The 22,535-nt window shown below is 35.6% G+C and carries 38 protein-coding genes; 3 read left to right on the forward strand and 35 right to left on the reverse strand.

Going from position 1 to position 22,535, the window contains the following annotated elements; translation table 11 throughout:
* Positions 1-8: 8 nt before the first annotated feature.
* The 34 genes from rplM to rpsJ all read right to left on the reverse strand — a co-directional run bounded on the left by rplM (position 9) and on the right by rpsJ (position 18,229).
* Positions 9-452, reverse strand: a complete 444-nt coding sequence (gene rplM, locus PTA89_RS07110; RefSeq protein WP_014568676.1) for a 50S ribosomal protein L13 — start codon at positions 450-452, stop codon at positions 9-11.
* A gap of 134 nt (positions 453-586) precedes the next feature.
* On the reverse strand, positions 587-1,357 hold the full coding sequence (gene truA / locus PTA89_RS07115) for a tRNA pseudouridine(38-40) synthase TruA (protein ID WP_004563878.1): 771 nt from the start codon (positions 1,355-1,357) through the stop codon (positions 587-589).
* Between the two features lie 15 nt (positions 1,358-1,372).
* Positions 1,373-2,167, reverse strand: a complete 795-nt coding sequence (locus PTA89_RS07120; protein ID WP_003701341.1) for an energy-coupling factor transporter transmembrane component T family protein — start codon at positions 2,165-2,167, stop codon at positions 1,373-1,375.
* Positions 2,160-3,029: an energy-coupling factor ABC transporter ATP-binding protein gene (locus PTA89_RS07125; protein WP_087309846.1), complete on the reverse strand. Its 870-nt coding sequence runs from the start codon at positions 3,027-3,029 to the stop codon at positions 2,160-2,162. Before PTA89_RS07125 ends, PTA89_RS07120 begins: the two co-directional genes overlap by 8 nt.
* The gene (locus PTA89_RS07130) at positions 3,005-3,853 is read right to left on the reverse strand and encodes an energy-coupling factor ABC transporter ATP-binding protein (RefSeq protein WP_003709696.1); all 849 of its coding nucleotides are present in this window, start codon (positions 3,851-3,853) and stop codon (positions 3,005-3,007) included. Before PTA89_RS07130 ends, PTA89_RS07125 begins: the two co-directional genes overlap by 25 nt.
* Positions 3,854-4,167: 314 nt before the next feature.
* Positions 4,168-4,551: a 50S ribosomal protein L17 gene (gene rplQ, locus PTA89_RS07135; RefSeq protein ID WP_003701337.1), complete on the reverse strand. Its 384-nt coding sequence runs from the start codon at positions 4,549-4,551 to the stop codon at positions 4,168-4,170.
* Between the two features lie 33 nt (positions 4,552-4,584).
* A complete protein-coding gene (locus PTA89_RS07140; protein ID WP_003701335.1) occupies positions 4,585-5,529 on the reverse strand; it encodes a DNA-directed RNA polymerase subunit alpha in 945 nt (314 codons plus the stop codon).
* A gap of 84 nt (positions 5,530-5,613) precedes the next feature.
* Positions 5,614-6,000 (reverse strand): 30S ribosomal protein S11, encoded by a 387-nt coding sequence (rpsK, locus tag PTA89_RS07145; protein WP_003701334.1) that lies wholly within the window; start codon positions 5,998-6,000, stop codon positions 5,614-5,616.
* Positions 6,001-6,027: 27 nt separating this feature from the next.
* On the reverse strand, positions 6,028-6,393 hold the full coding sequence (gene rpsM, locus PTA89_RS07150; RefSeq protein ID WP_003701333.1) for a 30S ribosomal protein S13: 366 nt from the start codon (positions 6,391-6,393) through the stop codon (positions 6,028-6,030).
* 25 nt (positions 6,394-6,418) lie between these two features.
* Positions 6,419-6,532, reverse strand: a complete 114-nt coding sequence (gene rpmJ, locus PTA89_RS07155) for a 50S ribosomal protein L36 (protein WP_003689393.1) — start codon at positions 6,530-6,532, stop codon at positions 6,419-6,421.
* A gap of 35 nt (positions 6,533-6,567) precedes the next feature.
* Positions 6,568-6,786 (reverse strand): translation initiation factor IF-1, encoded by a 219-nt coding sequence (gene infA / locus PTA89_RS07160; protein WP_003689399.1) that lies wholly within the window; start codon positions 6,784-6,786, stop codon positions 6,568-6,570.
* Positions 6,787-7,000: 214 nt separating this feature from the next.
* Complete coding sequence (locus tag PTA89_RS07165; RefSeq protein WP_003701331.1) at positions 7,001-7,660, reverse strand: adenylate kinase; 660 nt, start codon at positions 7,658-7,660, stop codon at positions 7,001-7,003.
* A gap of 99 nt (positions 7,661-7,759) precedes the next feature.
* The gene (secY, locus tag PTA89_RS07170; protein ID WP_003701329.1) at positions 7,760-9,058 is read right to left on the reverse strand and encodes a preprotein translocase subunit SecY; all 1,299 of its coding nucleotides are present in this window, start codon (positions 9,056-9,058) and stop codon (positions 7,760-7,762) included.
* A gap of 2 nt (positions 9,059-9,060) precedes the next feature.
* A complete protein-coding gene (rplO, locus tag PTA89_RS07175; protein WP_003701328.1) occupies positions 9,061-9,495 on the reverse strand; it encodes a 50S ribosomal protein L15 in 435 nt (144 codons plus the stop codon).
* Positions 9,496-9,530: 35 nt separating this feature from the next.
* Entirely contained in the window at positions 9,531-9,713 is a 183-nt protein-coding gene (rpmD, locus tag PTA89_RS07180; RefSeq protein ID WP_003701327.1) for a 50S ribosomal protein L30, read from the reverse strand.
* A gap of 13 nt (positions 9,714-9,726) precedes the next feature.
* The gene (rpsE, locus tag PTA89_RS07185; protein WP_003701326.1) at positions 9,727-10,227 is read right to left on the reverse strand and encodes a 30S ribosomal protein S5; all 501 of its coding nucleotides are present in this window, start codon (positions 10,225-10,227) and stop codon (positions 9,727-9,729) included.
* Between the two features lie 21 nt (positions 10,228-10,248).
* On the reverse strand, positions 10,249-10,614 hold the full coding sequence (gene rplR, locus PTA89_RS07190) for a 50S ribosomal protein L18 (protein WP_003701325.1): 366 nt from the start codon (positions 10,612-10,614) through the stop codon (positions 10,249-10,251).
* A 35-nt stretch (positions 10,615-10,649) separates the two neighbouring features.
* On the reverse strand, positions 10,650-11,186 hold the full coding sequence (gene rplF, locus PTA89_RS07195) for a 50S ribosomal protein L6 (RefSeq protein WP_003701323.1): 537 nt from the start codon (positions 11,184-11,186) through the stop codon (positions 10,650-10,652).
* Positions 11,187-11,218: 32 nt separating this feature from the next.
* Positions 11,219-11,617, reverse strand: coding sequence for a 30S ribosomal protein S8 (gene rpsH, locus PTA89_RS07200; protein WP_003701322.1), 399 nt, complete (start codon positions 11,615-11,617; stop codon positions 11,219-11,221).
* Between the two features lie 34 nt (positions 11,618-11,651).
* On the reverse strand, positions 11,652-11,837 hold the full coding sequence (locus tag PTA89_RS07205; protein ID WP_003701320.1) for a type Z 30S ribosomal protein S14: 186 nt from the start codon (positions 11,835-11,837) through the stop codon (positions 11,652-11,654).
* Positions 11,838-11,849: 12 nt separating this feature from the next.
* Positions 11,850-12,392 carry a 50S ribosomal protein L5 gene (gene rplE, locus PTA89_RS07210; RefSeq protein ID WP_003701318.1) on the reverse strand — a complete coding sequence of 181 codons (543 nt, stop codon included), beginning with the start codon at positions 12,390-12,392 and terminating at the stop codon, positions 11,850-11,852.
* A 24-nt stretch (positions 12,393-12,416) separates the two neighbouring features.
* The gene (gene rplX / locus PTA89_RS07215; protein WP_003701316.1) at positions 12,417-12,722 is read right to left on the reverse strand and encodes a 50S ribosomal protein L24; all 306 of its coding nucleotides are present in this window, start codon (positions 12,720-12,722) and stop codon (positions 12,417-12,419) included.
* Between the two features lie 34 nt (positions 12,723-12,756).
* Positions 12,757-13,125: a 50S ribosomal protein L14 gene (gene rplN / locus PTA89_RS07220; RefSeq protein WP_003701315.1), complete on the reverse strand. Its 369-nt coding sequence runs from the start codon at positions 13,123-13,125 to the stop codon at positions 12,757-12,759.
* Between the two features lie 58 nt (positions 13,126-13,183).
* Positions 13,184-13,450, reverse strand: coding sequence for a 30S ribosomal protein S17 (gene rpsQ / locus PTA89_RS07225; protein ID WP_003701314.1), 267 nt, complete (start codon positions 13,448-13,450; stop codon positions 13,184-13,186).
* Positions 13,451-13,476: 26 nt separating this feature from the next.
* Positions 13,477-13,671 carry a 50S ribosomal protein L29 gene (gene rpmC / locus PTA89_RS07230; protein WP_003701313.1) on the reverse strand — a complete coding sequence of 65 codons (195 nt, stop codon included), beginning with the start codon at positions 13,669-13,671 and terminating at the stop codon, positions 13,477-13,479.
* Positions 13,661-14,095 (reverse strand): 50S ribosomal protein L16, encoded by a 435-nt coding sequence (rplP, locus tag PTA89_RS07235; protein ID WP_003705312.1) that lies wholly within the window; start codon positions 14,093-14,095, stop codon positions 13,661-13,663. The genes rpmC and rplP overlap by 11 nt, the downstream gene beginning before the upstream one ends.
* 3 nt (positions 14,096-14,098) lie before the next feature.
* Positions 14,099-14,755 (reverse strand): 30S ribosomal protein S3, encoded by a 657-nt coding sequence (gene rpsC, locus PTA89_RS07240; RefSeq protein ID WP_003701310.1) that lies wholly within the window; start codon positions 14,753-14,755, stop codon positions 14,099-14,101.
* Between the two features lie 13 nt (positions 14,756-14,768).
* Positions 14,769-15,116, reverse strand: a complete 348-nt coding sequence (gene rplV, locus PTA89_RS07245) for a 50S ribosomal protein L22 (protein ID WP_003701308.1) — start codon at positions 15,114-15,116, stop codon at positions 14,769-14,771.
* A 17-nt stretch (positions 15,117-15,133) separates the two neighbouring features.
* A complete protein-coding gene (rpsS, locus tag PTA89_RS07250; protein WP_003705314.1) occupies positions 15,134-15,415 on the reverse strand; it encodes a 30S ribosomal protein S19 in 282 nt (93 codons plus the stop codon).
* Positions 15,416-15,462: 47 nt separating this feature from the next.
* Positions 15,463-16,296 carry a 50S ribosomal protein L2 gene (gene rplB / locus PTA89_RS07255; RefSeq protein WP_003701306.1) on the reverse strand — a complete coding sequence of 278 codons (834 nt, stop codon included), beginning with the start codon at positions 16,294-16,296 and terminating at the stop codon, positions 15,463-15,465.
* Positions 16,297-16,321: 25 nt separating this feature from the next.
* On the reverse strand, positions 16,322-16,606 hold the full coding sequence (gene rplW, locus PTA89_RS07260; protein WP_003709690.1) for a 50S ribosomal protein L23: 285 nt from the start codon (positions 16,604-16,606) through the stop codon (positions 16,322-16,324).
* Complete coding sequence (gene rplD / locus PTA89_RS07265) at positions 16,606-17,229, reverse strand: 50S ribosomal protein L4 (protein WP_003701303.1); 624 nt, start codon at positions 17,227-17,229, stop codon at positions 16,606-16,608. The genes rplW and rplD overlap by 1 nt, the downstream gene beginning before the upstream one ends.
* 24 nt (positions 17,230-17,253) lie before the next feature.
* The gene (rplC, locus tag PTA89_RS07270) at positions 17,254-17,877 is read right to left on the reverse strand and encodes a 50S ribosomal protein L3 (RefSeq protein ID WP_003701302.1); all 624 of its coding nucleotides are present in this window, start codon (positions 17,875-17,877) and stop codon (positions 17,254-17,256) included.
* Positions 17,878-17,920: 43 nt separating this feature from the next.
* Positions 17,921-18,229, reverse strand: a complete 309-nt coding sequence (rpsJ, locus tag PTA89_RS07275; RefSeq protein WP_004563872.1) for a 30S ribosomal protein S10 — start codon at positions 18,227-18,229, stop codon at positions 17,921-17,923.
* A 290-nt stretch (positions 18,230-18,519) separates the two neighbouring features.
* Between rpsJ and hflX the strand changes: the two genes are divergently transcribed.
* Positions 18,520-19,779 carry a GTPase HflX gene (gene hflX, locus PTA89_RS07280; RefSeq protein WP_201896994.1) on the forward strand — a complete coding sequence of 420 codons (1,260 nt, stop codon included), beginning with the start codon at positions 18,520-18,522 and terminating at the stop codon, positions 19,777-19,779.
* A gap of 127 nt (positions 19,780-19,906) precedes the next feature.
* Here the strand turns inward: hflX and PTA89_RS07285 are convergent, their stop codons facing one another.
* Positions 19,907-20,743 (reverse strand): MurR/RpiR family transcriptional regulator, encoded by an 837-nt coding sequence (locus PTA89_RS07285; protein ID WP_201896995.1) that lies wholly within the window; start codon positions 20,741-20,743, stop codon positions 19,907-19,909.
* A 131-nt stretch (positions 20,744-20,874) separates the two neighbouring features.
* Between PTA89_RS07285 and PTA89_RS07290 the strand changes: the two genes are divergently transcribed.
* Positions 20,875-21,552 (forward strand): ribose-5-phosphate isomerase A, encoded by a 678-nt coding sequence (locus tag PTA89_RS07290; protein ID WP_201896996.1) that lies wholly within the window; start codon positions 20,875-20,877, stop codon positions 21,550-21,552.
* Positions 21,545-22,522 carry a Gfo/Idh/MocA family protein gene (locus PTA89_RS07295; RefSeq protein WP_301265374.1) on the forward strand — a complete coding sequence of 326 codons (978 nt, stop codon included), beginning with the start codon at positions 21,545-21,547 and terminating at the stop codon, positions 22,520-22,522. The genes PTA89_RS07290 and PTA89_RS07295 overlap by 8 nt, the downstream gene beginning before the upstream one ends.
* The last annotated feature ends 13 nt before the right edge of the window (positions 22,523-22,535 follow it).

Consider the following 22,535-nt stretch of genomic DNA (forward strand, 5'->3'; position numbering starts at 1 on the left):
AATTCCTCCTAGATTAATTTGTTAATATCCAATACTTCTGGTTGTTGTGCTTCATGCTTGTGATCTGCACCACGGTATACATGTAACTTCTTAGCTTGTTGACGACCAAGAGTACCCTTTGGAAGCATACCTTTAACAGATAATGCTAATAACTTTTCAGGATCCTTTTCACGGTAGTCACCAGCTGTACGAGCTTTCAAACCACCTGGATGATTTGAGTGGTGGTAGTAAACCTTATCAGAAGCCTTACGACCTGTTAAAGCAACCTTTTCAGCATTGATAACAATTACATAGTCACCTGTATCTACGTTTGGTGTAAATGTTGGTTTATTCTTACCACGTAAAATAGATGCTACAGCTGATGATAAACGTCCCAAAGGAACATCTGTTGCATCAACTACATACCATTTACGTTCTACTTCGCCTGGTTTTGCAATATATGTTGTACGCACGTTTATTTCCTCCATTTGTTGTATACATGTTTGACATACAATAAGATTAACGGGGCTTACTGTGGGGCAAACAATACCAAATACTAGTTTATTACTTGTTTAACAATAAGTCAATATATAATAATTGAGTTTTCTTATAATTTTTCATCCTCTTCATCATAATATACTTCCTTTAAGTATAAGCCACTAGCTGGTGCTGTCTGTCTTGCTTGACTTCTATCCTTAACTTCATACAATCTCAAAAAATCGTGTACTGGTCTTTTTCCATTACCAATTTCCAGAAGTGTTGCCACCATTATCCTAACTTGATTATACAAAAATCCATTTCCATAAAATTCAAAAACTATTTCATCGTTTACCTTATCTTCGTAAACTTTAGCTTCATAAATTGTTCTTACATGACTTTTGGCTTGACTACCAGAAGCAACAAAACTTGAATAATCATGTGTTCCTTCAACATCTGGCATCGCTTCTTTTATTTTTTCTATATCCAAAGGATACTTATAGTGTCCTGTATACAATCTCTTAAAAGGATTTACAAATTCCCCTCTACTAACACGATATAAGTATCTTTTCCCATGAGTTGTATATCTTGAATGAAAATCATTTGGTACTATTTTGCAATCTACTACTTCACAGTCCAGCGGCAACATACTATTTAATCCTCTCAACATACCTTTAGCAGAAATAGGATGCGGAAAATCAAAATGTACAACTTGCCCTAAAGCATGTACTCCAGAATCTGTTCTCCCTGATCCATAAACAGTTATATACTCATCCTTTTTACTCATTTTGTTAATAGCTTTTTCCAGAACAAATTGAACTGTTCTTTGATTGGGTTGAGCTTGAAAACCAGCAAAATTAGTACCATCATAAGCTAACGTTACTTTAAATCTTTGCGTCATATTTCTTCCTTTCAATTAGTTTTTTAGAATAATTAATGCTATTGTTAAAACTGCAAAAGCAATGATAGTCATCGTATCACGCAATTTCCATACATGTACTCTAAATTTAGTTCTACCCTCTCCACCTTTGTATCCTCGAGCTTCCATTGCAGTAGCCAAATCTTCAGCTCGATTGAAAGAAGATACAAACAATGGGATTAGTATAGGAATTACAGCTTTTACTTGCTCAACTAATGAACCTTCACCAAAATTAACACCTCTTGAACGCTGAGCATTCATTATTTTAGCTGTTTCATCCATTAAAGTAGGTACAAATCTTAATGCTATCGAAAGCATTAGAGAAATTTCATATACTGGAACTTTCAAATATTTCAATGGCTTTAACAATGACTCCATAGCATCTGAAATTTCTAATGGCGATGTTGTTAATGTTAATAAGGTAGACATCACTATTATCAAGACAAATCTAAAAAATACATAGACACCATTTACTAGCCCATATTTAGATAATGTAAAAGGCCCCCAATGCCAAAATACATGACCACCATTTGTAAAAAAGACTTGTAATAATACTGTAAATAATATTAACCAAACTAATGGTATTATTCCTCTAATAAAAAAGCTCAATTTAATTTTTGATAACAATACTCCTAAAAAAGTAAAAGCTATCAACAATAAATATGTTTGCCAATTATTAGCGAGAAAAATTATTCCTATAAAATAGAAACTTAGTGCTAATTTACTTCGAGGATCCATTCTATGAATTAAAGAATTACCATTGATATATCTTCCTAAAAGTAATTTATTCATTCAAATTTCCCCCTAGTATTTTCAAAATTTCATCAGTTAACTCTTCACTTTTTAGTGGAATACTATGTTTAGAAAGAGCTAACTTATCAAACAATTTATAGGCAAAATCTGTAGTTTGTGGAAGATTTAAATGATGATTTTTTAACCACTCTGGATCACTAAATAGTTCTTTAGGAGTAGAATCAGCAATTACTTTACCTGATTCCAAGACTATTACATGATCAGCATATTCAGCAACATCATTCATTTGGTGTGTTACTAAGATGATTGTTAAGTTTTCATCTTTATGTAATCTATTAAACATTTCCATCATTTGATGGCGTCCCTCAGGATCTAATCCCGCAGTTGGTTCATCTAATACTAAAACTTTTGGTTCCATTGCCAAAATCCCTGCAATTGCTACTCTTCTCATTTGACCACCAGATAATTCAAAAGGTGATTTCTCCAATACTTCTTCAGGAAGAGCTACTAATTTTGCTTTTTCTCTTGCAATTTTTTCGGCTTCATCTTCACTTTTTCCAAAGTTTTTAGGAGCAAATGCTATATCTTTTAGAACTGTTTCTTCAAATAATTGTGCTTCAGGAAATTGAAAAACAAATCCTACTTCTTTTCTTAATTTTCCCAACTCTTTATTTTTAGTAGTATTATCAATTGTATATCCATTGATTGAAATTTCTCCACTAGTAGGTTTCAATAGGCCATTCAGATGCTGTAACAATGTAGATTTGCCACTACCGGTATGTCCAACTATTGCCGTATAACTACCGTCTTCAATATTTATAGATACATCTTTCAATGCTACATGTTCTAAGGGTGTTCCAATTTGGTAAGTATAATTTAATTTTTTTGCTTGAATTGACATAACCAATCGACCATTTCCTCTTCTGTAAAATATTTATTTGGAATATCTACACCCTTTTTTGTAAGTTCTCTTCTAATTTTCTCAGCAAAAGGAATATCTAATCCAATATTTAATAATTCATCATTCTTTATAAAAATAGATTCTGGCTTACCATCATCAATTATTTTACCGTCATCGAGAACAATAACTCTATCTGCTAAAGTAGCTTCATCAATATCATGTGTAATAGAAATAACAGTGAACTTATACTCATCTTTTAAATTTTTGATAAGAGTAATCAAACCTTTTCTTCCTTCTGGATCAAGCATACTTGTAGCTTCATCGAGGATAATTATTTTAGGTCTCAATGCTAATACTCCAGCAATTGCTACTCTTTGCTTTTGTCCACCAGATAATCTTGCCGGTTCATGTGTAGCAAATTTTTCCATCCCGACAACTTTCAAAGCATCGGCTACACGCGATACCATTTCTTCTCTAGGTACTCCTTGATTTTCTAAACCAAACGCTATATCACTTTCAACATCCGCACCAACAAACTGATTATCGGGATTTTGGAATACCATTCCTATTTTTTTTCTAATATCCCAAATATTTTTTTCATTCATTTCATAGCCATCAACTTTTATACTGCCAGATTCAGCCTTTAGCAGTCCATCTATTAATCGAGCTAATGTGGATTTTCCACTACCATTATGCCCAATTAAAGCTATCCATTGACCGTCCTTTATATTTAAAGTTAAATTTTTCAGAATGTATTTATTTTGTCGAGCGTATTTGAAAGATAAATTATCAATTTCAATTATATTTCCATCTGTCAAACTCATAAACAATTACTCCTAGATATTATATATACATAGTAATAATATACCATATATAAACTAAGAAAACTTACTTTAGTCATGACGTATTCAAACAAAAAAGACACTCGTAATGAGTGTCTTTAAAATGCTAATATACCAATGATTATGATAAATATCAATTTTATAGAAAACAAAAAATCACTTTTTATAACGAAGATTCACAAGATATCAAATATCTGCTACTTTGGACTAGACTCGGTTAATTTATATCTCCCAACATCATAACACCCAATTATCGTTATAAAAGTGACAATTTCTTTTATTTACTTATCGAAAGTTTAGTCGACTAATTCTAGCACAACCATCTTTGCAGCGTCGCCACGACGTTCACTCATCTTAAGAATACGAGTGTAACCACCATTACGTTCTGCAAAACGAGGTGCAAGATCATCAAATAACTTTTGTAAAGCTGATTGAACAACTACATCGTCGTTTTCTTCTTTTACATCAGCAACAACATTCATTACAAATGCAGCAGCGCGACGACGAGAAGCTAAATCACCTTTTTTACCTAAAGTAATCATCTTTTCAACAAATTTACGAACTTCTTTAGCACGTGTTTCTGTTGTAACGATTTTTTCGTTAACAATTAAATCAGTTGTTAAGTTACGCAACATTGCCTTACGATGTGCACTTGTGCGTCCTAATTTACGGTAAGCCATGAACAGATTCCCTCCCTTTAGTTATAGTAAATTCTAGTCATCATGACGTAAAGACAAGCCAAGATCTGCCAATTTAGCCTTAACTTCGTCTAAGGATTTACGTCCTAAGTTACGTACTTTCATCATGTCAGCTTCAGATTTATTAGTTAATTCTTGAACTGTATTGATACCTGCACGTTTTAGACAGTTATATGAACGAACTGACAAATCAAGCTCTTCAATCGTCATTTCTAACATTTTTTCTTTATGCGTTTCTTCTTTTTCTACCATGATTTCAGCATTCTTAGCTTCATCTGTTAAATCAACAAACAATGCCAAGTGTTCTGTTAAAATCTTAGCAGAAAGACTAATAGCTTCACTAGGAGTGATAGAACCATTTGTCCACACATCAAGAGTTAATTTGTCATAATCATTTTTTTGACCAACACGTGTTTTCTCTACTTGGTAGTTAACGCGTTCGATCGGGGTATAAATAGAGTCGATAGGTAATACACCAATTGGCATATCATCTGCAAGAGCCTTATTATCATTAGCTGAAACATAACCACGACCCTTATTAGCATTCATCCGAACATGAAGTTCAGCCCCATCAGCAACTGTACAAATATATTGTTCTGGATTAAGAACTTCTACATCACTATTACTCTGGATATCTCCAGCAGTCACTTCCATCGGACCAGTAACATTAATTTCTAATGCTTGACTGTCTTCAGATTCCATACTTAAAGCAACTTTCTTCAAATTCAAAATGATTAAAGTAACATCTTCAAGAACACCTGGAATAGTAGAAAATTCATGAAGAACACCATCAATTTGAACGTCTGTAATAGCAGCACCTGGTAATGAAGAAAGTAAGATACGACGTAAAGAGTTACCTAAAGTTGTACCATAACCACGTTCAAGCGGTTCTATAACAAACTTGCCGTAGTTATTATCTTCTTCAATTTTATGAATTTTTGGTTTTTCAAATTCGATCATTCTTATCTTTACCCCTTTCAAAACGTAACGTGTAATCTGGCGAAAACATTATGAGTTTCTCTCAAAAATGAATACTGACCCACATTAAACACGACGGCGTTTTGGAGGACGGCATCCGTTATGAGGAACTGGTGTAACATCCTTGATAGATGTAACTTCCAAACCTGTTGTTTGAAGAGCACGAATTGCTGCTTCACGACCAGAACCTGGTCCTTTAACTGCTACTTCAACTGTCTTCATACCATGTTCCATAGCACCTTTAGCAGCTGCTTCAGAAGCCATTTGTGCTGCAAATGGTGTAGACTTACGAGAACCCTTGAAACCAAGAGAACCAGCTGAAGACCATGCTACTGCGTTACCATGAACATCAGTAATCATAACAAGTGTATTATTGAATGTTGAATGAATATGTGCAACACCGCTCTCTATATTCTTCTTTACACGGCGCTTGCGTGATTTCTTAACTGCCATGAAATAGCTAACCTCCTTTGTTAATTATTATTTCTTTTTACCTGCAATTGAAACTGCTGGGCCTTTACGTGTACGTGCGTTGTTCTTAGTATTTTGACCACGAACTGGTAAATGACGACGATGACGTAGACCACGGTAAGAGCCAATTTCAGAAAGACGCTTGATGTTTAAGGAAACTTCACGACGAAGATCACCTTCAACTTTATACTTATCTACAACTGCACGAATCTTATCTTCTTGATCAGCTGTTAAATCACGTACACGAACATCTTCTGAAACACCTGCTTCGCTCAAGATCTTTTGAGCTGTGGAATTACCGATACCATAAATGTAAGTTAATCCGATTACGACACGCTTGTTACGTGGTAAATCGACACCTGCAATACGAGCCATTACAATTACACCTCCTAATTAATTATTATCCTTGACGTTGTTTGTGCTTTGGATTACTGCAAATAACCATAACGCGACCTTTACGCTTAATTACTTTACAGTGTTCACACATTGGTTTAACTGATGGTCTTACTTTCATTAATTATACCTCCTAATATATTCTCGAAGTACAATCTATTTAAAGCGATAGGTAATGCGTCCCTTAGTTAAATCGTAAGGGGACATTTCAACTGTCACTTTATCTCCAGGCAAGATACGAATATAGTGCATTCTAATTTTACCGGAAACATGTGCTAGAATTTCATGTCCGTTTTCGAGTTCAACCTTGAACATCGCATTAGGCAACGTTTCTTTAATCGTGCCTTCAATTTCAATCACATCATCTTTCGCCATGCAAAAGTACCTCCTTAATTGGTTTTAAAACTTTACACGTAAAAATGTGAGAAGCTTTCTTTGGAGTCCCACCTTTTTCCGCAAGTTCATTTGCCTATTTAAAGGCAAACTGAGCCTATTGAAAAGATAAACCTGAATTATAATATCACATATACCTAACTAATTCAAGAAATAATTAAAAAAGAATGCAAAAATATTTGCATCCTTTTAAAATTTATTTCAAGTTATCTAAAATTGCCTTAATATCAGCAAATACTTTGTCAATATCTTGATTGCCATCAACTTCATGTAATAAACCATTTTCTTTATAGTAATCAAGTAATGGTGTATTCATCTTGATATTTACATCCAAACGGTTCTTAACTGTTTCTGGCTTGTCATCATCACGTTGGTAAAATTCGTGTTCACCACAACGATCACATGTACCTTCTACTTTAGTTGGATTAAATACTTTATGATATGTAGCACCACAATTACGGCAAATATATCTACCTGTTAATCTTTCCATTAATGATTCAGGATCAACATGAATATTGATAACACCGTTTAATTCTTTTCCTAATTCTTTTCCCATTTCAGTTAATGCTTCTGCTTGAGCCATATTTCTTGGGAATCCATCTAATAAAAAACCTACATTAGTATCATCTTGTGTCAAACGTTCTTTTACAATTCCGTTTGTTACTTCATCTGGAACTAATTCACCTTTGTTGATATATTTCTTAGCTTCTAATCCCATTGGAGTTTCATTCTTCATAGCAGCGCGGAAAATATCACCAGTAGAAATATGTGGAATCTTATATTCATCAACGATTCTTTCAGCTTGTGTTCCTTTACCAGCTCCTGGTAACCCCATCAACATTAAATTCATTGCCATTATAATTACCTCCTAAATTGTACTTGTTAATTATAACTTATTTTTTTAATATACAAAAGGTCAGAAAGATATAAAATATCTCTCTGACCTTTTCAGTTCTTATTCACGTATAAAGCCTACGTATTCTTGTTTCATCATCATACCATTTAATTGATTAATTGTTTGAATTGTAACACCAACAACAATCAATAAACTAGTACCACCTAGTCCGATTGATTCATCCAATCCCCAAACTGCGGATGCAACTAAAGGAATTAATGAAATAAGGCCTAGATACAATGAGCCTACTGAACTAAGACGCATCAATAATCTTGATACATATCTTTCAGTTTCTTTTCCTGGCCATACACTAGGTATGTAACTTCCTTGTTTTTGCAAGTTTTCAGAAAGTTTTTCTGGGTTAACTTGAACAAATGCATAGAAGAAAGTAAATACTACAATTAAAACTGTGTAAAGAATCATACCTGGAGTAGATTGCATATTAAAAATGCTTGTCATAATCTTATACCATGTATCTTCAGAGTGGTTCTGTGTGAAAGCTAATAGTATTGTTTGAGGTGCTGAAATAAATGAACTAGCAAAAATAACAGGAATAACCCCAGCAACATTAACTTTCAATGGTAAATAAGAATTTTCAGTTGCTCCAGCCAATCTTCTAGTATATTGAATAGGAATTTTATAGCTTGCTTGTTCAACATACGTAACAAACGTAACGATTATTAAAATAACAATCAATAAAATAACTACATATAATATTGGTTCCCATAAATCACTACCAGTAACACCTGAGAACTGATCTTTATAAATCTGTACAATTCCATCTGGAACACGAGATAAAATACCAGCCATGATAATCATAGAGATTCCGTTTCCCAAACCTCTATCAGTTATCATGTCACCCAACCATGTAGTAAACATAGTTCCACCAGTTAAAACAATTCCTACAACTACAAATGTTTTAACACTTGGGTTAGTTACAAGGTTTAAGCTACTCAAAGCATTAAAACCAGCAGTGATTGCGATTGATTGTACAAACGCAAGCACAATAGTTAAATATCTAGTTACTTGATTTAACTTTCTACGCCCTACTTCACCTTGTTTACTCCATTCAACAAATCTAGGAACAATATCCATTTGTAATAACTGAACAACAATTTGCGCAGTAATATATGGAGAAACACCCATAGCAAATAGTGAGAAGTTAGTTAAACCACCACCACTAAAAATATTCAACATATTAATTAACCCTGAAGATGCAACGCTTTGCAGAGCTTTAGCGTTGATCCCAGGGACAGTGATATAAGTGCCTAAGCGAAATACAATCAAGACACCTAAGGTAAATAAGATTTTTTTTCGAATCTCTTTTACAGCTAAGGCGTTCTTCATTGTCTTAAGCATTATTAAATCACCTCAGCTTTACCGCCTTTAGATTCGATTGCTTCCTTAGCAGATGCAGAGAACTTGCTTGCCTTTACAGTCAATTGCTTGTTCAATGTACCATTGCCAAGTACTTTGATACCATCTTTTTCATCTTTAATGATACCAGATTCTACTAATAATGCAGGTGTTACTTCTGCACCATCTTCAAATTTATTTAAAGTTTCCAAGTTTACAATAGCATATTCTTTACGATTGATGTTCTTGAAACCACGTTTTGGCATACGACGGAACAATGGCATTTGTCCACCTTCAAAACCTAAACGTACCTTACCGCGAGCCTTTTGACCTTTTTGACCACGACCAGCAGTCTTACCATTACCAGATGAAGTACCACGACCAACACGATTACGTACTTGGCGTGAACCTTCAGCAGGTTTCAATTCATGTAATTTCATTAGGTTGGCACCTCCTTGTTAATTTATAAAATAGACTATTTAGCCAATTCAACGTCCACTAAATGATTGATTTTTCTAATTGCACCACGCATAGCTGCATTGTCAGGAACAACAACAGAGCTATTTACTCGACCAAGACCTAAGCCTTTTACGATATCGCGTTGGTTTTGAGGACGTCCAATGACAGAACGAATTAAAGTAACTTTTAATTTATCCATGAATATGTCCTCCTTATTCTGCTAAATGTTGAACGGAAACGCCGCGTAATTTTGCGACACTTTCAGCGTCCTTCATATTTACTAAACCATCAAATGTAGCACGTACAACATTAACTGGTGTATTTGAACCTAATGATTTACTTGTAACATCAGCAATACCTGCAAGTTCCATAACGGCACGAACAGCACCACCTGCTGCAACTCCGGAACCGGCAATAGCTGGTTTCAACATAATACGACTACCACTGTATTGACCAATAACTTCGTGAGGAAGTGTCGTTCCAACAGTAGGAACTTCGATTAAGTTCTTACGAGCAGCGTCAACAGCCTTACGAATAGCTTCTGGTACTTCTTGAGCTTTACCAGTACCAAAACCTACGTGGCCGTTGTGGTCACCAACAACAACCAAAGCAGCAAAACGTAGACGACGTCCACCTTTTACAACTTTAGTGATACGGTTAATCGCAACAACGCGATCTTCTAAATCTAATTGAGCTGGATCAATAAAAGCCATAAACGTTATTTCCTCCTTTTCCTAAAAGTCCAAACCATTTTCGCGTGCAGCTTCAGCCAAAGCTTGTACACGACCATGATATAGGTATCCGCCACGGTCAAATACAACTTCTTTGATACCTTTTTCTACAGCACGTTTAGCAACAACAGCACCTACAGAACTAGCTTGTTCTGTCTTTGTGTTGCCACTTACTTCACTGTCTAAAGTAGAGGCACTAACTAGCGTCACACCCGCTACGTCATCAATAACTTGAGCGTAGATGTTTTTGTTTGAACGATAAACATTTAAGCGTGGGCACTCAGCAGTACCAGAGATTTTACCACGGACACGTGCATGACGTTTTTGACGTGTCTTATTCTTGTCTGGTTTTGAAATCACAATTTTCACCTCTTAGATTTATTTATTCAGCAAATTATGCTGCATTATTTACCTGTCTTACCTTCCTTACGACGTACATATTCGCCAACATAGCGAATACCTTTACCCTTGTAAGGTTCAGGTGCACGAGTTGCACGAATACGAGCTGCGCAATCGCCAACTTCTTCCTTGTTGATACCTGATACAATAATTGAAGTTGCAGAAGGTGTTTCGAATGTAATACCTTCTTCTTCTTCAAATTCTACAGGATGAGAGTAACCAACATTCAATACTAATGTTTTACCCTTCATTTGTGCACGATAACCAACACCACGAAGTTCAAGTTCCTTCTTGAAACCTTCAGATACACCAACTACCATGTTATGGAAGTTTGAACGTGTTGTACCATGTAAAGCTTTTGTTTTGTTATCTTCTGCTGAACGTTCGAAAGAAACTTCATTTCCTTCTACTTTAATAGTAATTTTGTCAGAAAATTCACGTGTCAATTCACCTTTAGGTCCCTTGACTGTTACTACATTACCATCTTGTTTTACTTCAACACCTTCTGGTAAGTTAACTACTTTATAACCAATACGACTCACGGATTAGGCACCTCCTTACGTTTTATTATTTATTACCAAATGTAAGCTATTACTTCGCCACCAATTTTCTTGGCACGAGCTTCTTTATCAGTGATAACACCTTCAGAAGTGGATAAGATAGCAATTCCTAAACCGTTTAAAACCTTAGGAACAGCATCTGCTTTTACATATGAACGTAAACCTGGTTTTGAAATACGACGGATACCAGAAATAACTCTTTCATTACCCTTACCATACTTCAAAAATACTCTAATGATGCCTTGTTTGTCATCATCGATATATTCAACATCACGTACAAATCCTTCATTCTTAAGGATTTCAGCAATGTCACGTTTGATTTTTGATGCAGGAACTTCTAATGATTCGTGTTTTGCCATGTTAGCATTACGAATACGTGTTAAGAAATCTGCAATAGGATCAGTCATGACCATTGTTCGTTTGCCTCCTTTGCTTATCTTTTATGGATTACCAGCTAGCTTTCTTCATGCCAGGGATTTGACCCTTATGAGCAAGATCACGCAGGCAAACACGGCATAACTTAAATTTACGGTATACAGAATGTGGACGGCCACAACGTTCACAACGTGTATATTCTTGTGTTGAGAACTTTGCAGGACGTTTATTCTTTGCAATTTGCGACTTTTTAGCCAATGTGAAACCCCCTTATTTAGCGAATGGCATTCCAAGTTGTGTTAATAATTCTCTTGATTCTTCGTCTGTATTAGCTGTTGTAACGATAACAATGTCCATACCGCGAACTTTGTTAACATCATCAAAATCAATTTCAGGGAAGATTAATTGTTCACGAATACCCAATGTGTAGTTACCACGACCATCAAAGGCACGCTTGCTTACACCATGGAAGTCACGAACACGAGGTAGTGATACGGATACTAATTTATCTAAGAATTCGTACATACGTTGACCACGTAATGTAACTTTAGCACCAATAGCCATACCTTCACGTAAACGGAAACCAGCGATAGATTTCTTAGCTTTTGTAATAACAGGCTTTTGACCTGCAATCAAAGTTAATTCATCAACAGCTTCATCTAAACGCTTTGCGTTACTTACAGCATCACCAACACCCATGTTGATAACAATCTTATCAACCTTTGGTGCTTGCATGATTGATGTGTAATTGAATTTTTCCATCAAAGATGGAACGATCTCATTATCATATTTTTCTTTTAAACGGTTAACCATGAAGAAAGTATCCTCCTTTCCTTACTATAGAATTTCACCTGATTTTTTAGAAACACGGACTTTCTTACCGTCAACTACTTTAAAGCCTACACGAGTAGCTTCATTGTTAGAAGGATCAATCAACATAACGTTAGAAACGTGGATTGGTGCTTCAACTTCAACAATCCCACCATTTGGATTTGCGTTAGTTGGTTTTTGGTGTTTCTTAACGATATTGATGCCTTTAACGATCACACGGTCTTGAGCAGGAAATACTTTTTCTACTGTACCTTCCTTGCCTTTATCCTTACCAGCGATCACTTTAACTTTATCATTTTTCTTAATGAACATTATTACTTCGCACCTCCTTGCTGACGATAATTGATTATAATACTTCAGGTGCTAAGGAAACGATCTTCATGAAGTTTCCGTCACGTAATTCACGAGCAACAGGCCCAAAAATACGTGTACCCTTAGGTGATTTATCTTCACCAATAATTACAGCAGCATTTTCGTCAAACTTGATGTATGAGCCATCTGGACGGTGTGTACCATACTTAGTACGAACAACAACAGCTTTTACAACATCACCTTTTTTGACAACGCCACCTGGTGTTGCTTGTTTAACAGTAGCAACAATGATGTCACCGATATTTGCAGTCTTTACACGGGAACCACCCAAAATCTTAATAACTAAAATTTCACGAGCACCGGAGTTATCAGCGACTTTTAAACGACTCTCTTGTTGGATCACAGTATGTGTCCTCCTTTCGTTATTAGATCAGAATACGAATCAGTGCAAATGTTATTTATTACAAAATAACTGCTTTTTCAACGATTTCTAATAAACGGAAACGTTTTGTAGCTGACAATGGGCGAGTTTCCATAATTTTGACGATATCGCCAACTTTTGCTTCGTTGTTTTCGTCATGTGCTTTAAATTTCTTGGAATACTTAACACGTTTGCCGTAAACTTTGTGATTCTTGTAAGTTTCAACAACAACTGTGATAGTTTTATCCATCTTGTCAGAAACGACACGTCCTTGATAGACTTTGCGTTGGTTACGACTTTCACTCATGCGCGATTAGCCTCCTTTTTCGTATTCTATTTATTTAATTCTTGTTGACGTAATGCAGTCTTGATACGTGCAATATTCTTACGTACTTCTTTTAAGCGAGCAGTATTTTCTAATTGACCGGTAGCTAATTGGAAGCGTAAGTTAAATAATTCTTCTTTGAATTGCTTTTCTTTTTCTAGCATTTCAGCAGTGGTTAATTCATTAATTTCTTTAGCCTTCATTTGATTCGCCACCTACTTCCTCACGTTGTACAAACTTGGTTTTAATTGGGAGCTTGTGGGAAGCTAAACGTAAAGCTTCGCGAGCTACTTCTTCAGAAACTCCATCGATTTCAAATAAAACTTTACCACGCTTTACAGGTGCTACCCAACCTTCTGGAGCACCTTTCCCGGAACCCATACGAACACCAATAGCTTTAGCTGTATAAGACTTGTGAGGGAAAATCTTAATCCAAACTTTCCCACCACGTTTCATGTAACGAGTCATAGCAATACGAGCAGCTTCGATTTGACGGTTAGTGATCCAGTGAGAATCTAATGCCTTCAAACCATATTTACCAAAAGTAACTTCTTTACCACCCTTAGCTTCGCCACGCATCTTACCACGGAATTCACGACGATGCTTAACACGCTTTGGTACTAACATAGATTATTTCCCTCCTTTACTGTTTTCTTTCTTTGCTGGTAAAACTTCACCACGGTAAATCCATGTCTTAACACCTAATTTACCATATGTAGTGTGAGCTTCAACCCATGAATAATCGATATCTGCACGCAATGTGTGCAAAGGAACTGTTCCTTCAGAGAAACGTTCTACACGGGACATATCAGCACCGTTCAAACGACCTGCAACTTGAACTTTGATACCCTTAGCACCTGCACGCATTGTACGTTGAATAGCTTGCTTCATAGCACGGCGAAAAGCAACACGGTTTTCTAATTGTTCTGCAATGCTTTCACCAACTAATTTTGCATCTAAATCAGGCTTCTTGATTTCAACAATGTTAATGTGAACTCTCTTACCTGTCAAGTTATTTAATTCTTTACGAAGCTTTTCAACTTCAGATCCACCTTTACCAATAACCATACCTGGTTTAGCAGTATGGATTGAAATGTTAACGCGTTTTGCTGCACGTTCAATTTCTACGGTAGAAACAGAAGCGTCGGCTAATTTACTTTCGATATACTTACGGATGCGTAAATCTTCGTGTAAGTTAGAAGCAAAGTCTTTTTCTGCGTACCACTTTGCGTCCCAATCACGAATGATTCCGACACGTAAACCTGTTGGATTTACTTTTTGACCCACGCGTTATCCCTCCTTATTTAACTGATACCACAACAGTAATGTGGCTTGTACGTTTGTTGATTGGAGAAGCGGAACCTTTAGCACGAGGACGGAAGCGTTTCAAAGTTGGTCCTTCATTTACAAAAGCTTCGCTTACATACAAATCTTCAACATCTAAGTCAAAATTGTTTTCTGCATTAGCAACAGCAGACTTTAATACTTTTTCGATTAAGTAAGCACCTGATCTTGGAGTAAACTTCAAGATACCAAATGCTTCAGCAACACTCTTACCACGGATAAGATCGATCACTAGACGTGCTTTACGTGCAGGGATTCGAACTGTCTTGGCAGTTGCTTTTGCTGATGTAACTTGTTCAGCCATTTTTTATCCTCCCTTAACTATCTAACGCCAGTTTTCTTGTCGTCATTTCCATGACCATGGAATGTACGAGTTGGCACGAATTCACCTAATTTATGTCCAACCATATCTTCTTGGATATAAACTGGAACATGCTTACGACCATCATAAACTGCAATCGTATAACCAATAAAACTTGGGAAGATTGTTGAACGACGTGACCATGTTTTAATAACTGACTTCTTTTCTTGATCAGCTTGTGCTTCAACCTTTTTCATCAAATGTTCATCGACAAAAGGTCCTTTTTTCAAACTACGACTCAAAGTGTAATCCTCCTTCCGGATTATATAATCATTAGGCCGCTTTTAAATTATTTCTTGTTACGGCTACGTACGATAAACTTATTGGATCTTGCTTTCTTAGAACGAGTCTTAAGACCTGTAGTCTTCTTACCCCATGGTGACATAGGACTTGGACGACCAACAGGAGCTTTACCTTCACCACCACCATGAGGGTGATCGTTAGGGTTCATTACAGAACCACGAGATTGTGGACGCTTGCCTGCCCAACGAGCACGACCAGCTTTACCAACCTTGATTAATTCGTGTTGTTCATTACCAACAGCACCAATTGTTGCACGGCAAGTTACAAGAATCATGCGAACTTCACCAGAAGTTAAACGGATGATAGCATACTTACCTTCTTTACCAAGTAATTGAGCTGATGTACCAGCAGAACGAACTAATTGTCCACCTTTACCTGGTTTTAATTCGATATTGTGAATAACTGTACCAACAGGAATGTTTGCAAGTGGTAATGTGTTACCTACCTTGATATCAACATCTTTACCTGATTCTACAACTTGGCCTACTTTCAAGCCCTTAGGTGCAAGGATGTATGATTTAACACCATCAGCATAAACAAGCAAAGCAATGTTAGCAGAACGGTTTGGATCATATTCGATTGCCTTAACAGTTGCAGGTACATTATCTTTAACACGTTTGAAATCGATCAAACGATACTTACGTTTGTGTCCACCACCACGGTGACGAACTGTGATACGGCCATAAGCGTTACGACCAGCTGTTTTGCTCTTAGAAACTAACAAAGATTTTTCAGGCTTTGTTTTTGTGATTTCAGCAAAATCAGAACCAGTCATATTACGACGACCGTTAGTGGTTGGTTTGAATTTTTTGATCCCCACAGTGTTTCCCTCCTATTACAAAGAATTATTCTTCAAATAATTTAATTTCTTTAGATTCAGCAGTTAAAGTAACGATAGCCTTACGACGCTTCTTTGTGTAGCCTTCGTAGCGACCCATACGCTTCTTTTTGCCTTTAACATTCATAACGTTAACTTTAGCAACTTTAACTTCAAAAATGTCTTCAACAGCATCTTTGATTTGACCCTTTGTTGCACGTGTGTCTACGTCAAATGTATAACGTTTGTTGTCCAATTCAGCCATAGAAGCTTCTGTGATAACTGGACGTAAAATTACATCGCGTGATTCCATTATGCAAGAACCTCCTCTACTTGAGAAAGAGCTCCTTGAGTGATGACTAACTTATCATTGTTGATAACGTCTAATACATTTAATCCCTTAGCAGGAATAACTGTAACATTCTTCAAGTTACGAGCTGCTAATGCTGCAGTTGTATTGTCATCTTCAAGAACTACTAACACTTTAGAATTTACATTTAAGTTACTTAATACTTCAGCAAATGCCTTTGTCTTTGGTGCATCAAAATTCAATGCATCAACTACTACCAAGCTTTCATCTGCAACTTTTTGAGAAAGAACAGATTTAATAGCTAAGCGACGAACTTTGCGTGGAAGTTTGTAGCTGTATGAGCGAGGTGTTGGACCAAATACGGTACCACCACCAACCCATTGTGGTGAACGAATAGAACCTTGACGAGCACGACCTGTACCCTTTTGACGCCATGGCTTCTTACCACCACCACGAACTGCACTTCTATTCTTTACAGCATGTGTTCCTTGACGTAATGATGCACGTTGCATGATAACTGCATCAAAAACAACATTATTGTTTGGTTCAATACCAAAAATAGCTTCGTTTAATTGAACTTCACCATTTTGGTTACCATCTTGTTTGAATAATGCAACTGTTGGCATGTGTTATTTCCTCCCTTCCTCGATTTATTTTACTGTACTTTTGATTGTTACTAAGGATTTGTTTGCGCCTGGCACATTACCCTTGATCAAAAGTACGCCATTTTCTGTATCAGCTTTAACGATTTCCAAGTTTTGGATCGTAACTCTGTTGCCACCCATACGTCCTGGGAGTAATTTACCCTTCATAACACGGTTGATAATAACACCCATAGAACCTGGACGACGATGGTAACGAGAACCGTGAGCCATAGGTCCACGATGTTGACCATTACGTTTGATAGATCCTTGGAAACCATGTCCTTTAGACGTACCTGTTACATCCACGAAGTCTCCAGCTTCGAAAATATCTGCCTTAACTTCGTCTCCAACTTTATATTCTCCAAGCTCAACATCGCGAATTTCACGAACGAAGCGCTTAGGAGTAGTATTTGCTTTTGCTGCATGACCTTTAGCAGGTTTGTTTGTTAAAACTTCGCGCAAGTCATCAAAACCTAATTGGATAGCTTCGTAACCGTCGTTTTCCATTGTCTTAACTTGTAATACAACGTTAGAATCAACTTTAACAACTGTTACAGGAACTAATTCACCATTTTCAGTAAAGACTTGAGTCATACCTACTTTTTTTCCTAAGATTCCTTTAGTGGTCATGAGTACACCTCCAATATTTTTATTTTCTATATATAATTAATAATTAAAGTTTGATTTCGATATCTACACCAGAAGGTAAGTCAAGTTTCATCAATGAATCAACTGTCTTTGGTGTTGGATTAACGATGTCAATCAAACGCTTGTGAGTACGCATTTCGAATTGTTCACGTGAATCCTTGTATTTGTGTGGTGAACGAATCACTGTGTAAAGTGTACGTTCTGTTGGCAATGGAATAGGACCAGAAATTGTAGCACCTGTTCTCTTTGCTGTTTCCACAATCTTATCTGCGGATTGATCTAAAATGCGATGTTCGTATGCCTTTAAACGAATACGAATTTTTTGTTTTGCCATCTTGTTCCCTCCTTCGTCTATTTTAAAAATAAGACTAGCTCCGTGGAAATTACCGATCCACTCGTGGCAAAGCGGCCGGGTGTGTCGCAACCTTCCACATCAAAGCTGAAAAATAAACAACTAAACTATACTCGTCCCCTTGAACAAGTACTTTTCTATATTATTATAAAATAGATGGCAAATCAAGTACTTTTTTTCAATTTTTTCATTTTTTATTTTCATCTGGCTTTCTTTACTCTAAAAACTACTATACTATAGTATAGTAGAAATAATTTTTAGGAGGCTTATACGTGTTACCTGTTATTATTGCTGGTTTAGAAAATGACTATGAAAATTTCGAATATAAAATGGATGAACTTTCATCTTTAGCCTACGCTAATAATATGGAAGTTGTTGTTTCTGTGAAGCAAAAATTAGAGCATCCAATTGCTGCTACTTACTTTGGTAAAGGAAAGGCTGAGGAAATTCGTCATGTGGGAGAAATTAATAATATTGACACTTTAATTGTAAATGCAGAGCTAACCCCTACTCAATTGCGTAACCTCGAAGATATTACTGGGCTTCAAGTTATTGATAGAACGGCCTTGATTCTAGAAATATTTGCTTCTCGAGCTCAAACAAAAGAAGCTAAACTCCAAGTCCAAATTGCAAAATTACAATATCAATTACCTAGATTAAGAACTTCTAGTATCAACCGTATGGACCAACAAACTGCTGGTAATACTGGTGGCGGTTATACCAACCGTGGTTCTGGGGAAACAAAATTAGAACTTAATAAACGTGTTATTGAAAAAAGGATTAGTAATCTTTCCAAAGAACTCAAAGAAATAGAGAGCGTGCATGAAAATCAACGTCGTGCAAGAGAACGTTCTAGCATTAAAACTGTTTCTCTAGTTGGTTATACAAATGCCGGAAAATCAACTACTATGAATGGACTATTAAAACTACTGGAACAACCTACTAATAAGGAAGTTTTTGAAAAAGACATGCTTTTCGCTACTCTTGACACTTCTATTAGAAAAATTAAATTACCCGATAACAAGGAATTTTTCCTAAGTGATACTGTTGGTTTCGTTTCCGACTTACCTCACCAATTGGTTAAAGCATTCCGTACTACCCTTTCCGAAGCTAATCAAGCTGACTTATTGATTCAAGTTATTGATGGTAGTGATGAACACGCAAAAGATATGATTGAAACAACTAAACAAACTTTAGATGAAATCGGAGTTAAAGATATCCCTATGATATATGCCTATAACAAATCCGATTTAACAAGTACACCTTATCCAAGTTCTGTTGGTAATCAATTTTACTATAGTGCTAAGGATAAAAAGTCTATTGAAATGTTAATCAACTTAATCAAAGAAAATCTATTTCAGGACTATGTTACTCATACTTACTTAATTCCATTTTCTGAGGGACGCTACTTAGAAATAATTAACAAGCAAGCAAATATTTTAAAAACTGACTATCTTGCTGAGGGTACTAAAATAACAGCTGAATCAACGCCTATTATGGCACAACAACTTAAAAAATTCATTATAGACTAAAAAGAAGTTGGGAAAACAACATTTCAAGTTAAACTATAGAAAATATCAACATCAAAAACGCCAGAAATCACGTTATGAAAACTTGATTTCTGACGTTTTTTAATTTTTAGACTTTTACCAACCTCTTTTATATTTTTGTAACAGCAATTAATTCTTCGTGATTTTTTATAGATTCTAGCATTTGTTTATCTTCAACAATTAACAATAGGAATAATAATTCTATTACTGACATAGCAGCAACTCGCGAAAAATAATATTCAGACTGCAATACTCTTTGGCGGAAAGTTGTTTTTATATGGTAGTCTGCTAACAATGCTAATGGCGACTCAGAATGATTTGTAATAGCTATAACCTTTATTCCTTTCTTCTTAGCTTCTTCTATTTGCTTTAGCAGTCTAGATGATTCCCCTGAATTAGAAATAGCCACGATACAATCCTGACTGCTCATATTTAAAGTCTGTGCCAAGGCATTTTCCCACATATTAGAAGAGATTGCTAAACGACCTATTTGATTAAATTTATACTCTGCATCTTGAGCCACAATATAAGTATCTCCTTCAGCAGCAAACTGCACTATCCGAGATTTTTTCAAAATATTCATTATCTCTTTTAATTCTGTTTTTGAAATTCCTTCTATTGTATTCTTTATCTCTACTATTTTATTATCCAAGATACTTTTTATAGAATTACCTACATTATCTTTATCTAATTCTTTATAGTAGTTATCTTCATTCTGTGAGGCCTTAGCTAACTCCACTTTCAACTGATGAAACCCAGACAATGACAAATTTTTACAAAAACGAGATACAGAAGCATCGCTCACCTGCGCTAACTTGGATAATTCGGAAATTGTGAAATCCACTGTTTTTTGAGGATTTCTCAACACAACTTCTGATATTTTTTTATCAGTTTGCGACATGTGAGGCATTTTTTCATATATAGTATCGATAATATTTTTATTCATTTGCTCACCTCGTTAATTACTTTACTATATTTTAACTTACTATTTAATTCTATCCTTGACAAAATTAATTTTCAATATTATTATTTTGTTGAAAATTAATTTCTTAAATGAATTTATTTGGAGGAATCGTTATGGATAATGTTATCGATCTCGCATTTAATTTGCTCCACCCTGACACTACTATTAGCTTAGGTGGAGGAAGTAATGTTAAAAAGCTCGCTCATAAATTGAGTCAGCATCCTGAATTGAATATTGAAGTTTGTTCTCCTTCAGAATATACTAGACAAATTTGTCGTGATTTAAATTTAAATCTCATTGATATAACCGAAGCCTCTACTATCGAATTTGGTTTTGATGGTTGTGATGCTATTGATTTTGATTTAAATGTCTTAAAAAGTAACGGTGGTATCCATACATTGGAAAAAGAGTATGCCTATAAAGCAGAAAAATACATTATTATATCTCCACCAGAAAGATTAAAAGCTTCTCTTAATCCAAATGTTCAACTTTGTTTAGAAGTTGTTTTTCCTTCTGTTGACTCTGTTTTGTCTGCATCTAAGCAATTAGGTTTAAAGGCCAAATTAAGATTGGGTAGTGCTGTTGCTAGTTACGCCCGTACACCTCTAGGCAATTATCTTATTGATTGCTACTGTGAAAGCTGGCAAGACATTAAGAAAATAAATAGCAAACTAAGTTCACTTAACGGAGTTGTATCAACTTCATATTTTGAAAACATTGTCCACTCTGTTTTAACACTTGATAAAAACAATAATCCTATTGAAATAAAGAAAGGTGATTTACATGCATAAATATAATTGGGGTATTATCGGAACTGGTTGGATCGCACATGAAATGGCTGACGCTTTGAATGAAGTTAATGGCGAAATTTACGCTGTATCTAATCCGAATGAAGAATCTCTATATAAATTTGCTAAAGAAAAGAACGTTAAACACACTTTTATAAATCCTGATGAAATGATCACAGATCCAGATGTAGATATTATTTATATTGCTACTCCACATATATCTCATTATGACTATATAAAGAAAGCATTAAATGCAGGAAAACATGTCTTTGCTGAGAAAGCTATTACTACTAGCGCTAAACAATTAGATGAGGTTGTTGCCTTAGCTAAGTCTAAAAACTTGATTTTAACTGAAGGATTTACTCTTTATCATATGCCTATCTATGAAAAAGTAAGAGACCTAATCTCCAGTGGTAAATTAGGCGATATCAAGCTCGTTCAAGTAAACTTTGGTAGCCTTAAGGACTATGATCCAAATAATCGTTTCTTCGCAAAAGAATTAGCTGGTGGTGCTTTACTTGATATTGGGGGATATGCTACTGCCTTTGCTCGTATGTTCTTAAATGAACAGCCTGAAGTAACTCTAACAACGGTTAAGTTTTTCGAAACTGGAGTAGATGAACAATCTGGTATCATTTTAAAGAATTCTCAAGAACAATTAGCTGTCATGGCTCTTTCAATGCGCGCTAAGCAGCCTAAACGTGGTGTTATATCTGGCACAAAAGGATATGTAGAAATAAATAATTATCCACGCGCAACAGAAGCTAAAGTAACATACACCCTAGATGCTCATACTGAAAGTAATGAAACAATAACTGCAGGCGATTCTGCTAAAGCTTTAAATTACGAAGTTATGGATATGCAACGTTATATATCACAAGGTCATGATGACGGTCAACTATCACTTTCACAAGATGTAGCTCATATTTTAAATCGTGTTCGTGACAATTGGGGTATGAATTATACTAAATAAAATAAAATCGGAT

The organism is Ligilactobacillus salivarius, from assembly GCF_035231985.1.
Lineage (GTDB): Bacteria > Bacillota > Bacilli > Lactobacillales > Lactobacillaceae > Ligilactobacillus > Ligilactobacillus salivarius.